Source organism: Anabaena sp. AL09 (assembly GCF_001672255.1).
In the GTDB taxonomy this organism is placed as follows: domain Bacteria; phylum Cyanobacteriota; class Cyanobacteriia; order Cyanobacteriales; family Nostocaceae; genus Dolichospermum; species Dolichospermum lemmermannii.
Genome location: NZ_LJOQ01000061.1, coordinates 14389 through 30034 on the forward strand (window position 1 = coordinate 14389; position 15646 = coordinate 30034).

General features: G+C 38.0%; 13 protein-coding genes. 5 read left to right on the forward strand and 8 right to left on the reverse strand.

From position 1 onward, the window contains the following. Positions 1-25 precede the first annotated feature (25 nt). From AN490_RS12325 to AN490_RS12335, 3 genes are all read right to left on the reverse strand, one after another. Positions 26-415, reverse strand: a complete 390-nt coding sequence (locus AN490_RS12325; protein ID WP_300003564.1) for a DUF4346 domain-containing protein — start codon at positions 413-415, stop codon at positions 26-28. 96 nt (positions 416-511) lie between these two features. Beyond that, positions 512-1681 (reverse strand): GNAT family N-acetyltransferase, encoded by a 1170-nt coding sequence (locus AN490_RS12330; RefSeq protein WP_213798084.1) that lies wholly within the window; start codon positions 1679-1681, stop codon positions 512-514. A 51-nt stretch (positions 1682-1732) separates the two neighbouring features. Next, positions 1733-2422: a RibD family protein gene (locus AN490_RS12335; RefSeq protein ID WP_041458569.1), complete on the reverse strand. Its 690-nt coding sequence runs from the start codon at positions 2420-2422 to the stop codon at positions 1733-1735. Between the two features lie 466 nt (positions 2423-2888). On the opposite strand from AN490_RS12335, the gene AN490_RS12340 reads away from it, so the two are divergent. Together AN490_RS12340 and AN490_RS12345 are read left to right on the forward strand one after the other, a co-directional pair. Beyond that, positions 2889-4781: an ATP-binding protein gene (locus AN490_RS12340; RefSeq protein WP_300003567.1), complete on the forward strand. Its 1893-nt coding sequence runs from the start codon at positions 2889-2891 to the stop codon at positions 4779-4781. Between the two features lie 57 nt (positions 4782-4838). Beyond that, complete coding sequence (locus AN490_RS12345) at positions 4839-5696, forward strand: hypothetical protein (protein WP_300003569.1); 858 nt, start codon at positions 4839-4841, stop codon at positions 5694-5696. A gap of 143 nt (positions 5697-5839) precedes the next feature. On the opposite strand, the gene AN490_RS12350 is transcribed toward AN490_RS12345, so the two are convergent. From AN490_RS12350 to AN490_RS12365, 4 genes are all read right to left on the reverse strand, one after another. Then, entirely contained in the window at positions 5840-6259 is a 420-nt protein-coding gene (locus AN490_RS12350; RefSeq protein WP_300003583.1) for a putative toxin-antitoxin system toxin component, PIN family, read from the reverse strand. Beyond that, entirely contained in the window at positions 6252-6503 is a 252-nt protein-coding gene (locus AN490_RS12355) for a type II toxin-antitoxin system Phd/YefM family antitoxin (protein WP_027403534.1), read from the reverse strand. The genes AN490_RS12350 and AN490_RS12355 overlap by 8 nt, the downstream gene beginning before the upstream one ends. Before the next feature lie 181 nt (positions 6504-6684). Further along, complete coding sequence (locus AN490_RS12360; protein WP_300003585.1) at positions 6685-8367, reverse strand: transglutaminase domain-containing protein; 1683 nt, start codon at positions 8365-8367, stop codon at positions 6685-6687. A 15-nt stretch (positions 8368-8382) separates the two neighbouring features. Then, positions 8383-8724, reverse strand: coding sequence for a hypothetical protein (locus AN490_RS12365; protein ID WP_300003572.1), 342 nt, complete (start codon positions 8722-8724; stop codon positions 8383-8385). Here AN490_RS12365 and AN490_RS12370 point away from each other — a divergent pair. From AN490_RS12370 to recF, 3 genes are all read left to right on the forward strand, one after another. After that, positions 8713-11583: a cation-transporting P-type ATPase gene (locus tag AN490_RS12370; RefSeq protein ID WP_300003574.1), complete on the forward strand. Its 2871-nt coding sequence runs from the start codon at positions 8713-8715 to the stop codon at positions 11581-11583. The two genes, AN490_RS12365 and AN490_RS12370, sit on opposite strands and share 12 nt — an antisense overlap. 189 nt (positions 11584-11772) lie before the next feature. Then, positions 11773-12207 (forward strand): hypothetical protein, encoded by a 435-nt coding sequence (locus tag AN490_RS12375; RefSeq protein WP_300003576.1) that lies wholly within the window; start codon positions 11773-11775, stop codon positions 12205-12207. Between the two features lie 115 nt (positions 12208-12322). After that, positions 12323-13438, forward strand: coding sequence for a DNA replication/repair protein RecF (recF, locus tag AN490_RS12380; RefSeq protein WP_300003578.1), 1116 nt, complete (start codon positions 12323-12325; stop codon positions 13436-13438). Positions 13439-13600: 162 nt separating this feature from the next. Here recF and AN490_RS12385 read toward each other — a convergent pair. Continuing rightward, positions 13601-15646: CHAT domain-containing protein (locus tag AN490_RS12385; protein ID WP_300003580.1), on the reverse strand; the 2046-nt coding region annotated here is incomplete at its 5' end.

Genomic DNA, 15646 nt, shown 5'->3' on the forward strand with positions numbered 1-15646 from the left:
TAATTCCCCGTCTTTACTATTGTATCTAATCTTGAATGTATTCTTTGCCTGACACTAAAGCCATTTCAGCCCGCACAAATTCTCTACCTAAATAAGCTGCATGATCTAAGAAGGTTACAAGACAATCTGGAGTTTCTTCAAAAATCTTAATACACAGTTCCTTGGCTGTACGGCCACTAAATACGGTAGTGTGAGTTCTTTCCACTTTACCGCGAACTGGAAGCACCTGACCTGTTTCCGGATCTACTGCTAAACCACGTTCATTAATGACATTAGTGAAGTGCTTTGCATAAATTAACCTTTCATTTTGATCTATGTAGATAATAAAATAGCCCTTGGGGTCAAGATCAATATAACGCTGAGAAAGTTTATGATCAATTGCTGTCAAATCTTCAAGTAGTAAATTCTTATGCATTATCAAAAGTGAATTTATAGAAACAGTATTTTTAGATTACATCAATATGCAATATTCAGATCCCCGACTTCTCAAAGAAGTCGGGGATCTATTTCCTTATTTAAAAGGTAACTCTGCATTAATAGCATCCATTTCTTTTTGTTCCATTTGATTTACTTCCCGAACCCAAGGCAAAATAATTTGTCCTAAACGGTTGTTGTAAAAGCGGTGAAGGCTGTAATTAGCAGTAGCAGGGAATCCCCGACGTTTTTTATGTTTACCACCTGCTCCTGGGTCAAAATTTTGGATACCATGAGCGATCGCCCATTCAATTGGTGCATAATAACAAGCATCAAAATGTAAGCAATCTATGTCCTGAAAACTCCCCCAATAGCGTCCATATAGTTTGTCTTCTTTGAATAAACAAAAGGACATTCCCACAGGTTGACGTGGATCTTGCTCATTATAAGCGGCAAAAAATACGACTCGATGCCGATAATTATGGTGCAACTGTTCAAAAAAGTTCTTGGTTAAATACTTACTTCCCCACCAACCAAACTTATCGCAAGTATCAGCATAGAAATCATACATTAACGGAAACAGAGAATTAGGAATTTCCTCACCCGTTAATGCTTGCAATTTTAAACCAGCCTTTTCTACAGCTTTGCGTTCCCGTTTAATATTGCGTCTTTGATTGGCATTAAATCCAGTCAAATAATCATCAAAAGTTTGAAAATTAGCATTTTCCCAAACATAATTATGATGTAGCCAAGTTGTAAACCCCTGGCGTTCTAAAATTGGTCGCCATTGGGGATCAACATAAAGAAAATGACAGCCAGAAATCCGATGTTTCACACAAAAACTATCAATTTCATGGAGCATTACCGCCGTAATTTCTTCCTCATCTTCTCCCGCAGCCATTAAAAACCGATAGCCTTCAGCCGGGGTAAATGGTGTCATTCCTAGCAATTTTGGATAATACTCTATTCCTAAACGGGAAGCTAATTCTGCCCACTGCTGATCAAAAACAAATTCGCCCTGGCTATGTCCTTTTAAATATAAAGGTGCAGCCGCAATTAAAGTTTTATCTCGCCACAAAATCAAGTGATTTGGCAACCAACCTGTATTGGCTGTAACACTTTGGGATATTTCCAAATTGTGCAACCAATCCCATTCTAAAAAAGGCGTTTTTAACGGCATTGCTAAAGCATCCCAGTCTGCTTGGGGAACATCGGCGATTGTGTGCGTCCAAACAAGAGAATAATGGGGTTTGTGTTCTTTGATCATTGTGTAGTTTCCCAACAATTTTATATTTTGAATTTACGCCTTAATCCTGACTTATGACTCCTGAATTATCCTATAGTGTAAAAATACTTCTTGCTCTATTGTGGATACTTCTAATAATTGTAACTTAGGAGCAAGATCAGCTAAAAATCCTGTCCCCTCCACAGGTGAAGGGGCAATACTACCACCTAAAATTAATGGACAAATAGTGAGCCAGATTTCATCAATTAAATCAGATTCTAGGAAAGATGCCACTAATTGTCCTCCTCCCAAAATAGCTAGACGGGTAATTTGTAACCGTGCTAAATATTTTAAAGCAGCCAAAATGTCAATTTCTTTGGCAGCAGTTTCAAAGACTAAAACTTGCTCAAACTCTGATCTTTCTTGCCAAAAATAAGCCCCTAGAGAGGTTGTGAGTAACCACCGTCTCACCGGTTGTTGAAAAAATTTAATGTCCGGATTCAGATTGCCTGAACGGGAAATCACTATATGAACCGGCTGGGGATGCTTGTCTGCTTTTTTTCTTTGTTGCAAGAGTATTGTCTCTGTGATAGTCATTGTTGTACTGTAGGCACGAAGAGTACCAGCACCAAATAAAATGGCATCAGATGCAGCAATTTGTTTCTCCAAGTGTATTTTATCAACCAATGAGCCAAACCGCGCAGGCGATCGCCTAAAATCTGCTATTTTACCATCAACACTCATGGCTAAAACTACTGTGGTATGAGGACGATTTTGCATGATTGGGTTGCTTTGATATTTTTTGTGAGGGGATAGATTATTGAAAAATCTATAGCTACAAGATAATTTTGAATAATTTTACACCATTAATATGAATATGCAACAGCAGTCACTATTTAATCTACATTTTATAAAATTTGGTATATGGAACAATACTTTGTCCAAATCGAGAAAAGTCTTGATTTGTAGGTTGGGTTGAAGGATGAAACCCAACATGAGCGTCGGGTTGCGCTGTCGCTTAACCCAACCTACAAAAAATGAACAAGATATTGATGGAAGATTGATAAATTTATGTTCCAGTAATTAGTGAGATATTCTTTAAATTTCCAATTCTTACCTGTTCTCTCCTTTCTAACTTGGAAATTTAAATTAATAGTAAACTCATCATCAATTAATAAAATGTCTCCCTTGACTAGTGTAATTTCATATCTTTATTATTGTAGTTTGAAGATGCGAAGTGAGACAAACAATGGCTAAATCTCGTCAATCGTCATTTCGACAAATCTTAGTAACAAGAATACTGCTAGTATTTATCCCAGTTTTATTAGTAGGAGAAATGGTTGCCTTGAATAAAGCTCGTTCTAGTTTGTTAAATACTGCCCAACAAAATTTAACAGAAAGTGCAGTTAATAAAGGAGAAAAAATTACTGATGATATTGCCGCTTTACGCTCTAATTTAATTACAGCTAGTCAAACCAAAGTAATTCAATCAGGTTCACATTTCCAAATTGAACAATTTCTTAAACAACTAAAAAAACAACTACCAACCCAAACTGATTGTCTCCAATTAACCCGCATTAAAAAAGGTGAGATAATTGCCAGTAGTTGTGGTGTTCAAGAAATTATGCCATCAGGCTTATCTCTTACCAGCAATGACGTTGATATTCAATTTATATTACCATCCCAATCGGGGAAAACTGGTAAAAGAGACAAACAAAATCAACTACAATTATTTTTATCAATTCCTGTTTCTAATCAACGTGGTAATTTAGCCTACCGATTAAGCATGAAAACCACATTATATCAACAAAATCCCAATCATCCAGGCTCATTAACGGGTTTTTTGGTAGTCATTGCTGAAGACGGTAGAGTTTTAGCTCATCCATTACCAGAAAGAATCGGTACTAATATTAAAGATTATGCCGATGTAGACAGAATCCAAGCTATAGTTAAAAATGCCTTGGGTGGAAGTAATAATTCCAGTAATTTATCCTTTATAGAAGGACAAGAACTGGTTGCAGGTTTTACAGCTACTACTAAACCTATCACTACAAAACCATCACAAAGATGGATTATCCTAGCAGTTACAAGTGTAGAAAATGCCCTATTTGGTTTAGAAGAAATTAAACTAATTCTCATTGTTTTAACAGTTGGTTTAATTGGTGCAAGTTTATTGGCATCATTTTATTTAGTTCCTTATTTAGCAGGTCCAGTAGAAGAACTCCGCGACTATGCTATTAATCTTCATAGTCACCACGCAGCACAACCCATTCCCCGCAACTTCAAAATTCGAGAATTTAATCAACTAGCTCAAGCATTAGATCAAATGGTAGAAAGACTCAAAGATTGGGCTGAAGAATTAGAAATTGCTTGGAAAGAAGCTAAATCAGCCAATCAAGTGAAAAGTCAATTTCTAGCCACAACTTCTCACGAATTAAGAAATCCACTGAATATTATTATTAACTGTGTGCGGTTAGTGCGTGATGATTTATGTGATAGTAGAGAAGAAGAATTAGAGTTTCTTAAAAAAGCCGACGATACAGCAATTCATTTATTAGGAATAATTAATGATTTGCTAGATATTTCTAAAATAGAAGCTGGTAAACTTTCTGTAATTACAGTACCGCTAGATTTACGACAATTATTATTAGAGGTAATTAACTTACAATCAGTTAATATCCAATATAAAGGACTACAATTAATTTGTGATATAGGTGATAAGCCTATTCCTATAAAGTCTGATTCTATTAAACTTAAACAAGTGTTAATTAATATTATTGGTAATGCTACTAAATTCACTGATGAAGGTAGTATTCACATTACCATGAGTATTAATCGTCATCAGCAGTATGTTTTAGTTTCTATTAAAGATACAGGAATTGGTATTGATCCAGGAGAACAAGGTAAACTATTTCGTCCCTTTGTGATGGTTGACGGGACAACTACGCGCAAGTTTGAAGGAACTGGATTGGGTTTAGCAATCTCTCGGAATTTAATTGAACTCATGGGTGGTAAAATCACCTTAGAGAGTTTGGGGTTAAATCAAGGAACAACAGTAATTATTAAATTACCTTTAATTGATCTGGCTTTATTACCTAATCTAGAAAAAAAAGATGTGGTCATAAATGGAGTTAGGAGTTAATTCTGGCTCTGAGAAATGTTCCGCAAACAATAAATTTCAAATTACCACCCTCCTAAAATGAAGCGATTTTTTTCAAGTATTTTTGTAGTTACAACTTTACTATTAGCTCCTGGTTGTTCATCTAATACTAAATCTACTGAGACACAAGTTTCACCTAGTATAATGACGAATCATGATGGACATTCCATGGAAAATATGAATCATGAAAATAATTCACAAATAACTACCAAAGTTAAATTAACTGCTCCGAAAAGTTTATCACCAAATCAACCAATTAACTTAGTTATTTATATTCAAGACTCTACTGGAAAACCTGTTAATAAGTTTGACATTTTCCAAGAAAAAATCATGCACTTAATTGTTGTGAGAGATGATTTACAATTTTTTGATCATATTCATCCCGAATATAAAGAAAATGGTCGCTTTGAAGTAACTGCAAATTTTCCAGAATCAGGAAATTATACACTTTTCAGTGATTATAAACCTGCTGGAAATCAGGAAAATGTCTCATTAATGAATATTACAATTCCTGGTACAGTTCCATTACCAAAAAATTTAGAAAAGTTCACCAAAACTAAAACTATCTCAGATACTAAAGTCAATCTGAATATTTCTGAAAAAAATATTAAAGCCGGTCAATCAGTAACTTTAAGCTTCGATTTAAAAGACAACAAAAATCAACCAATTAAAGATTTACAACCTTATTTGGGTGAAAAAGGACATTTAGTAATTATTAAAAGTTCTTCTCCCCTGACTTCATCTGATTATATCCATGCACACGCAATCAAAAATACTCCAGATGGAAAAATCGAATTTCATACAAAATTCCCCAAACCAGGAACATATAAAATGTGGATGCAATTTAATCGCAATGGACAAATCAAAACCGCAGATTTTTGGGTAAATGTAGAATAGAAAATCGTAGGTTGGGTTAAGCGACAGCGCAACCCAAAAACAATTTTAATAATTTGGGACAATGTTGGGTAACATACGTCAACCCAACCTACAAAAATTAAATTAATATTCTCTTCCATAAGGAGCGATAGAACCGTTATTGTTTAACTTTTATCCACTTGTGCTAAAAAATCCTTTGGTGATAAAATAGGAATGTTTTGATAGCATTTAAGCACTAATAAATCTTCATCTCCGGTAATAATAATATTGGCATTACCGGCAATAGCAAGTGAGAGAAATTTATCGTCTTTTGGATCTCGACAAACTTGTACATGATTGGTAATATCAACTATCTCAGCCAGATTTTTTAGATATAAAATAAACTTTTGCCGCTCTTCCAAACTGACATAATTATTAAATTTTTTCCTAGAGAGAACTATTTCTAATTCTGTAAGTGTGTCCGCAGAAACAAGAATTTGATGGAAATCAAAAGCATAACGAACTGCTTGAGAATTGATAGATTTGGGAGTTAGTAACCGACTCACAAAACAATTAGTGTCAATAACAATTCTTTGCTCAATCATCACTTTCAAGAATTTCCTTGAGCTTTTCTTCTGTCATACCTTTTACTTCGGCATTTTTACCAACTTGATCACAAAATCCCTGAAACTCATTTTTTAGCAATTTAGTTAATCTTTGATACTCTAAGACAGATAGCACTACAACTAAATCTTGTTCCTGACGCTGAATGGTTATTGGTTCTTTTTGAGCTTTATCTAAAAATTCTGTAAAATTTTGTTTTGCTTCCGTAGCAGACAGGTAAATCATAATATACCTCCTTTCTCTTTATCATAACTTAACTTGGTTATTTGACTCTAGCTACCTCTTTGATTCATGAAGAGTAAGAATTAGTGTCAAAGGCTATCAAAATCCATTCTGAAGCGGAATCAGACGCAAGGAAACCCAACATTTATACATTTTACGTTGGGTTTCGTTCCTCAATCAAAAATTAAAAAGGTGGTAATTCCTTCAGAATCGTGAAGCGAATATGGTTAATAGCTAAGTCACCCAGGGAAACCTCTTCTTTCGTTAAGCGAATTCCATCTCTGGTTAAGGTTTCAAAAGTGATACCTTTACCAATTTCGATATGATACCAGCATAAGCCCATAAAGAATCGTGTAGGATATGGTCCACCTTCTTCCAGATCATCAGGATTAGATTCCATTGGCAACCAACCAATTCCCGGAATATAAAACTCTAACCAAACATGATTAAAATCGGGTTGGAGAGGAATTCCCTGATGTTCGGCATAAACTGGACATTTATATCTACCAACGGTGCGGCAAGGAATACCATTCAGGCGACAAAGTGCTAGTAATACGCCTACATATTCGCCACATGAACCAGTGCCCCGATCTAAAGCTATATCGGGTGAATCAATATAAGGTTTAATGGCATAAGACAATTGATCATAAACGTAGTTGCGGATACTGTACATTTTCCGTAACAGATTAGTTTCTGTACCAACGGCTGTGCGGGCTGCACGGATAACAATATCGGTATCCATTGCTAGGTCGTCATCATCTACCAGATAGCGGGTTTTTAATTCTGGTGACAGTTCTGGAACATCTTCGACATCTTTAGGGGTGATGCGATGTTTAATTCCGCGTACTTCTACTAATGCCTTCCAGCCAAATATGTGACGTTCACCGGGGGCAAGGGCATCAAATTTAAAAACGGCTACTCTTTGTCCGTCAATGATTTCTTCTGTGAATGGTAAACCAATGGGTTCAACTTGTTGGACTTTTTGCCGTTGGGTTTCTGAGGGTAGGGCTATGCGCCATTCTATATCGGCTAAATAAATTTCATCAAGGGGGGAAATTTCTTCAACATAAGACATTTCTATCAGATAGCCATTAGAGAGGGCGTAGCGTTTATCCTCTTGGTAATGATATTGTAGAGAATGAATAAATGTGCGATCGCGGTAGGTTAATTCAAAACAAGGGTCAGCATTGGGATTATCCCGAATATAAGGTTCTTCGCTGGAGTATGCCACATAAATACGATCTTTGCCTGTGTCATCCTGCCCCTGAACTGCGATACCTGTAGGAGAATCAAAAGCCGTGAGAACACTGAAACGCACTTCTCCAGTTGCCCTATCCATAGAGTAAACTGTTTGTTCCGTGCGATCGCATACCCATAAAGTTTCTTTACTAACTGCCAAGTTTTGGATACCGACACCAGGGGCATAAAATCTGGTGATTTCCTTGCGGGTATCCCGGTTAAAAATCAAAATATAGCCAAGTCTTTGGCAACTAACATAAACGGTAGATTCCCAAACGGCAACACCATCAGCGGCATAGGGTAAAGTTACAAAATGCTCTAAACCTAAAGATGCCAATTTACATAAATAGACACTATTATCACGAGTCACCCAAAGATCATCTTCCCACACAGCTAAACCGGTAACTTCTTTAAATTCGCGGACTTGGTGGGGATTGATAATTTTGCTGTTGTCGGTAAGAGGGTCAATTTCTAATAAATGACCTTTAACCGTATCAATAGCAATAAGTCTATCCTTGATAAAAGCAATACCGTACAAGGTAGCAGCAGTAACTGGTCTGATTATTTTTTGCCCAAACATCTGGTTCACCGTCAAACTGGGTACTGGAAAACTTATATCATTAAGCATATTAGTCATAAATTATTATTTATTAGGGAAGAGGGAAGAGAAATATTTTTTTGCAACTAACAACTGTACGGGCGAAGCATTTGGAGAACTATTTTTGGCAATGACCGATAATTTGTCTTCCAAATGCTTCGCCCCTACTGACAACTGTACGGGCGAAGCATTTGCAGAACTATTTTTAGCAATGACCGATAATTTATCTTCCAAATGCTTCGCCCCTACTAACAACTGTACGGGCGAAGCATTTGCAGAACTATTTTTGGCAATGACCGATAATTTATCTTCCAAATGCTTCGCCCCTACTGACAACTGTACGGGCGAAGCATTTGGAGAACTATTTCTTACACGATGTCTGCTCATTCTTTACCTGAATCTACCAACCTTTGGCATGGTTTAGAAGTTGATAAAGCCTTAGAAATGCTTGATAGTGACGCAAACAGCGGCTTAACCTCCCCAGAAGTTGAACAGCGTCGCCAAAAATATGGACTTAATGAACTCGAAGAACAGGTCGGTCGTAGCCCTTGGCAAATTCTGCTAGATCAGTTTACCAATATCATGTTATTGATGCTGATTGCCGTTGCCCTCATTTCTGGCCTTTTGGATTTGGTGGCTTTGACTGGGGGGACATTAAAACCCGGTGAAGTGCCATTTAAAGACACAATTGCCATTATGGCTATCGTTATCCTCAATGGTATTTTGGGCTATGTGCAAGAAAGCCGGGCTGAAAAAGCTCTAGCAGCCTTGAAAAAACTATCTTCTCCCTCAGTCCGAATCCTCCGTGATGGTAAACTGGCGGATATAGCCGCGAAGGAGCTAGTTCCAGGGGATGTGATGCTGCTGGAAGCTGGGGTGCAAATAGCTGCTGATGGTCGCTTAATAGAACAGTCTAATTTGCAAGTGCGAGAATCGGCTCTCACAGGTGAAGCCGAAGCTGTCAATAAGCAAGCCATTCTTACATTACCAGAAGATGCACCATTAGGCGATCGCCTCAATTCAGTTTTTCAAGGTACGGAAGTTGTCCAAGGTCGGGCTAAGGTACTGGTAACTCACACCGGAATGCGAACAGAACTAGGCAAAATTGCCGCTATGTTGCAGTCTGTGGACGGTGAACCTACGCCTTTACAGCAACGCATGACCCAATTGGGTAACGTTCTCGTTACTGGTTCTTTAATTCTTGTAGCCATAGTAGTTGGTGGCGGGCTGATTCATGATCTAACTAAAGGAATAGGCTGGAAGAATTTACAAGAACTGGTGGAAGTTTCTTTAAGTATGGCGGTGGCGGTAGTTCCTGAAGGTTTACCTGCGGTAATTACTGTTACCCTGGCTTTGGGAACTCAGCGCATGGTTAAGCATAATGCCTTAATTCGCAAACTCCCAGCGGTAGAAACTCTTGGTTCTGTAACTACTATTTGTTCTGATAAAACCGGAACTCTAACTCAAAATAAAATGGTGGTACAGTCGGTGTACACCAATAATTCTCCCTTTCGCGTCACTGGAGAAGGTTATACTCCCATTGGCGATTTTCAGTTAAATGGTGAAAAAGCCAATTTAGATGAATGTCCAGAAATTTCTGCTTTGCTTGTTTCCTGTGCGGTTTGTAATGATGCTGTTCTGCAACAACAACAAGGAGAATGGGCAATTTTAGGCGACCCGACAGAAGGGGCTTTAGTGACTTTGGCAGGAAAAGCCGGAATTGAACAAGACCAATGGAGTAGTAAATTACCTCGTGTCTCCGAATTTCCCTTTTCCTCAGAACGGAAGCGCATGAGTGTGATTTGTCAATTAGAAGCTGTAGCTACTGGTGATACTTCTTTAACCGCCATTGACCCAGCTATTGCTGGTTTTGTGGAATCTGAACAATACTTAATGTTTACCAAGGGTTCACCAGAATTAACTTTGGAACGGTGTACAAAAATCCATTTAGGTAATCACTCAATTCCTATCAATGACGAACACCGCAGCCAAATTTTGGTAGCTAATAACCAAATGGCGGGTAAAGGTTTGCGGGTGTTAGGTTTTGCTTATAAACCTTTGGCTGAAGTTCCCCCAGATGGTTCAGAGGATACATCTGAGGTAGATTTGGTTTGGTTGGGGTTGGTGGGAATGCTAGACGCGCCTCGTCCAGAGGTGAGGGCGGCTGTGCAAGAATGTCGCAAGGCGGGAATCCGTCCGATTATGATTACTGGCGACCATCAATTAACTGCTCAAGCGATCGCTATTGATTTGGGAATTGCCCAAGAGGGTGATAGAGTCCTCACTGGTAAAGAATTACAACTTCTCAGTGACCAAGAATTAGAAACACAGGTTGACTTAGTGAGTATTTACGCGCGAGTCTCCCCAGAACACAAATTAAGAATTGTCCAAGCCTTACAACGTCGCGGGCGATTTGTGGCGATGACAGGGGATGGTGTTAATGATGCTCCCGCCCTCAAACAAGCCGATATAGGCATTGCCATGGGCATCACAGGTACAGATGTGAGCAAAGAAGCCAGCGACATGATCCTCCTAGATGATAACTTCGCCACCATAGTTGCAGCCACTAAAGAAGGTAGAGTTGTTTATACCAATATTCGCCGCTTTATTAAATACATTTTGGGTAGTAATATTGGGGAAGTTCTCACCATTGCCGCTGCGCCATTGTTGGGATTAGGAGGTGTTCCCTTGAGTCCTTTGCAAATTCTCTGGATGAATTTGGTAACAGACGGTTTACCAGCTTTAGCATTAGCTGTAGAACCCCCTGAACCTGATGTGATGGAACGTCCTCCCTTTAGTCCCCGCGAAAGTATTTTTGCAAGGGGATTGGGTTCTTACATGATTCGCATTGGGATTGTTTTTGCCATCATTACCATTATTCTCATGGAATGGGCTTACCATCATTCTCATGCAGCCGGGTATCAAGGAGATCCAGATACTTGGAAGACAATGGTATTTACTTCATTATGCCTAGCGCAAATGGGTCATGCGATCGCCATTCGTTCTAATAATAGACTTACCATCGAAATGGACCCCTTTTCTAATCCCTTTGTATTGGGGTCAGTAATTGTCACCACGATTTTGCAATTGATGTTAATTTATGTTCCACCCCTGCAAAGTTTCTTTGGTACTCATCCACTCAGTTTAGAAGAATTGGCAATTTGTATTGGCTTTAGTGCTTTAATGTTTGTCTGGATTGAAGGTGAGAAGATATTCTTCCGCTTTATGGGCAAAAAAACTGTTTAATTGGTAAATTGTCAGAATCAGGATTTGAAGATTAACAGGATTTCATTTCATGATCTTTGTATTTTTTATCCTGATTCTGATATTTATTACCAATTATTCATCAATATGTATCTAAAAATCAACTTCGACGAGATAAGAAAACCCTTTGGGTGCGTTTACAATTCTAGTATTAATTAGGAGATAGCTATCATGGGTGAATCCAAACGGAGAAAACAGCAAGATCCCAATTACGGGAAAGTTAAAAATCCTGTCAGAAATCTTATGAAAGTTTTTTGCCCGTTTTTTGAGGATTACGATAATTTATCTCATCTCGATGGTGATAGTATATCATTGATGATCGCTAAGGAAGGGTACAAAGAAACGGGTTTGAAAGGCATAATTGTCACAGGGTATCTCGCTGAACATTTATTAAAAGACTATCCTCCCGAATCTGAATTAGTCCAAGCTTTCAAACAACATGGAAATATTTATGCTACTTCCACATTAGCCTTAGCTTATTTGGAAAATGATATAAATAAAGAGGAAAATCTGAGGAATTTTGATACATACGACCCATTAAATGACTTTATATGTATGAAAAGCGATTCTAAAAAGTACCAAGTAAGTTTGGTGACAGGATCTTAAAAAAATTTTCTCATCTCCCGAAAAATCCCCAAAATATCCCCGACTTCTGAAAATAATTTTCTCATCTCAAGAATAACTTATTATAAAAGTCGGGGATTTTGAATCTTCAGCTATTATGTACTTAAAAACTCTACACCTCAAACAATTTCGGAATTACCAAAACCAAAAAGTTGAATTTACCGCTGCTAAAACAATTTTAGTTGGTAATAATGCTCAAGGAAAATCGAACTTGTTAGAGGCTGTGGAGTTATTAGCAACATTGCGATCGCACCGGAGGACACGCGATCGTGATTTAATTAAAGAAGGTGAATCTACAGCCCAAATTCATGCCACCCTAGACCGGATTCATAGCCATAGCGATTTAACTCTCACCCTCCGTCGTCATTCTCGTCGCAGCGTGGCTATAAATGGCGTTACAGTCCCCAAACAAATGGATTTTCTGGGGGTTCTCAATGCGGTGGAATTTTCTAGCTTGGATTTAGAATTGGTGCGTGGTAGTCCTGAAATTCGTCGCAACTGGCTAGATACGCTTTTAATTCAATTAGAACCAGTTTATGCTCACATTTTGCACCAATATCACCAAGTTTTACGCCAACGCAATGCTTTTTTAAAACGTTATGTAAATACACCAGAAAAATCTCTACAATCAGAATTAGCTATCTGGGATGCACAATTAGTGACTGCGGGGACAAGGGTAATCATCAGAAGAGATAGAGCTATTAAAAGATTATCCCCCATAGCTTCTGCATGGCACGCTAGTATTAGTGGAGCATCCGAAGTTCTGGAAATTAATTATGCTGCTAATATTCCCTTAGAAAAAACTTCTCCTCAAGAATTACAAGCGGCTTTTTTTGCTAAACTTCAACAAAGAGCATTTGCAGAACTACATCGAGGGATAACTTTAGTTGGACCCCACCGCGATGAAGTAGAATTAATTATTAATCAAACTCCCGCTCGTCAATATGGTTCTCAAGGACAACAAAGAACATTAGTTTTAGCTTTAAAATTAGCAGAATTACAATTAATTGAAGAAGTTATTAATGAACCACCATTACTATTATTAGATGATGTTTTAGCCGAATTAGATCCATCTCGCCAAAATCAATTACTTGATGCTATTCAAGACCGATTTCAAACCTTAATTACTACCACTCATTTGAGCGCTTTTGATGTTCAATGGTTGAAATCTTCCCAGGTTTTATATGTAAATGCGGGAAAAATTGACAACTGATACCAATTTTATAGCAATTCCCAAGCTCAAGAAATACCCCCCTTAATCCCCCCTTGCAAAGGGGGGAAACAAGAGAATCCAGTCCCCTCCCCTTGGTAAGGGGAGGGTTAGGGTGGGGTAATTTATATCTCACTAGAGGGGAAAAGGTGATATATGAAGTAGTTATCTCCCGTCACCAATTAACACAAATGGTGACCAGTAAAAAGGATGAACATTATTTTTAATTTGACTTAGTTTCCCTTGACGGAATGCTTCATCTTTTCTCATTCCCTGTTTAAGATTTTGGTAAAATTCCACCATAATTTCTTTAGTCTCTTCGTCCGCTACACTCCACAGAGTGGCTATTACAGCTTTGCTACCCGCACGTTCAAATAAATAAGCCAGTCCAGATATTTCTTCCCCATTAGAATTTGTGTTTAACGATGTTTGACAAGCACTTAAAGTAACTAATTCCACATTTTGCAATCCTAATAAACCAGCATCTTGAATGTGCCAACTTTTATCAGCAAATAGTAAAGTATTCTCTTTTAATTTACCCCCTGTGTTCAAGGTACAGTCACCTTTTTGGAAACAGCCATGAGTTGCTAAATGTAGAATAGAAAAGCGAGAAATTTGCGTTTTAAAATTGCTGAGTGTGGCTTTATTATTCATGAAAGATTCACTCCCTGGGAAAATCGGAATAATGGCTTTTACTTCAGATTCCGTACCATTTAGTGAGAAAGGTGAATTGGGTTTAGGATTACCAAATGCTAGTACTTTTCTAGCAGTTGGGGTATTTGATGTTGTTGTAATTTGTAGAAAACGACTAGAAAGACGAGTTAAATAACTAATAGGATATTTTTCAATCAGGTATTGATTACCGTCATAGAGTGTTTCAAAGGGAATATAGCGAAGTTTACCAGTAGCAATAATGCTGATTTGTTTGGGTTTTGTAGCTTGAATTTCCTTTTCCAGGGGACTTATTAATAATTTATGCAGTTCTTCTAAATTATCTAAATAATTTGCGTTCTTACGATTACTTATTGATTCGGAGGTTTTTGTTAGTAAATCATCAAATTTTCCTGGCAATGGGACTTTAATAACTTTGATTTTATCTCTGGTGAGTAAAAATAAAGCAATATCATTCTTTAATATCACAGGCTGAATAACTGTTATCCCTGGGGAGATATTTGCCTGTAGTTCAGCGATATCTGTGGGTTTGGTTTCAAATAAATCAGCAATTTCTACAAAGCGTTTTCTGATATTCTCCGCTTGTTTGTTAAGGTCTTCCTGTAATTTATTCACCTTTGCAGATAGTTGTTCTGAGAATTTTTGTTGCAACTCCTTTCGCAGACTTTCTAATTGCTGATTGTCTTGATTCCATTTGTCTATCGCTGCTTGTGCTTTTGGGTTGGCAATTTTGGCATTTACAAGACGAGAATAATCAGCTAAGTCAGCCACAGTTGCTAAATTTGCATAAGTAAACGCCTTTTCTGGCTGATTTTCTGTGATTAATAAATCAATCAAAGCAATAGCTTTATTTCCTTCACTGTCTAAAAAGGTTTGGCGATTTTCTCTAGCTACACCACTACGAAGTTGTAGGAGTAAGCCTACAGATTGTTCAAGATTTTTGATAGCTTCAAGGGGCTTTTTGGTATCTCGGTAAAGAATACCGATATTATTGAGGGTCTTCGCTTCCCCACCGCGATCGCCCACAGCCTTAAGTATGGGTAAAGCTTGGTTGAAAAAGACCAGTGCTTTTTGCTTTTCTCCTAAATCATAGTAGACAAGACCAATATTATTGAGAATGGTAGCTTCCCCACCGCGATCCCCTACAGCCCTAAGTATGGGTAAAGCTTGGTTGTAAAAGTCCAGTGCCTTTTGCTTTTCTCCTAAATCATCGTAGACAGCACCGATATTATTGAGAGTGGTAGCTTCCCCACCGCGATCCCCTACAGCCCGACGTATGGGTAAAGCTTGGTTGTAATAGTCCAGTGCTTTTTGCTTTTCTCCTAAATCATAGTAGACAAGACCGATATTATTGAGAGTGGTAGCTTCCCCACCGCGATCGCCCACAGCCCGACGTATGGGTAAAGCTTGGTTGTAATAGTCCAGTGCCTTTTGCTTTTCTCCTAAAGCATCGTAGACACCACCGATATTATTGAGAGTGGTAGCTTCCCCACGGCGATCGCCCACAGCCCGACGTATGGGTAAAGCTTGGTTGTAATA

Bases quoted from the DNA above. Each gene is read 5' to 3' on its own strand.
- AN490_RS12360 (WP_300003585.1), bottom strand. From the start codon at position 8,367: ATGCTTAATGATATAAGTTTTCCAGTACCCAGTTTGACGGTGAACCAG.
- AN490_RS12345 (WP_300003569.1), top strand. From the start codon at position 4,839: ATGAAGCGATTTTTTTCAAGTATTTTTGTAGTTACAACTTTACTATTA.
- AN490_RS12340 (WP_300003567.1), top strand. From the start codon at position 2,889: ATGGCTAAATCTCGTCAATCGTCATTTCGACAAATCTTAGTAACAAGA.
- AN490_RS12350 (WP_300003583.1), bottom strand. From the start codon at position 6,259: ATGATTGAGCAAAGAATTGTTATTGACACTAATTGTTTTGTGAGTCGG.
- AN490_RS12375 (WP_300003576.1), top strand. From the start codon at position 11,773: ATGGGTGAATCCAAACGGAGAAAACAGCAAGATCCCAATTACGGGAAA.
- AN490_RS12370 (WP_300003574.1), top strand. From the start codon at position 8,713: ATGTCTGCTCATTCTTTACCTGAATCTACCAACCTTTGGCATGGTTTA.
- AN490_RS12365 (WP_300003572.1), bottom strand. From the start codon at position 8,724: ATGAGCAGACATCGTGTAAGAAATAGTTCTCCAAATGCTTCGCCCGTA.
- AN490_RS12330 (WP_213798084.1), bottom strand. From the start codon at position 1,681: ATGATCAAAGAACACAAACCCCATTATTCTCTTGTTTGGACGCACACA.
- recF (WP_300003578.1), top strand. From the start codon at position 12,323: ATGTACTTAAAAACTCTACACCTCAAACAATTTCGGAATTACCAAAAC.
- AN490_RS12355 (WP_027403534.1), bottom strand. From the start codon at position 6,503: ATGATTTACCTGTCTGCTACGGAAGCAAAACAAAATTTTACAGAATTT.
- AN490_RS12325 (WP_300003564.1), bottom strand. From the start codon at position 415: ATGCATAAGAATTTACTACTTGAAGATTTGACAGCAATTGATCATAAA.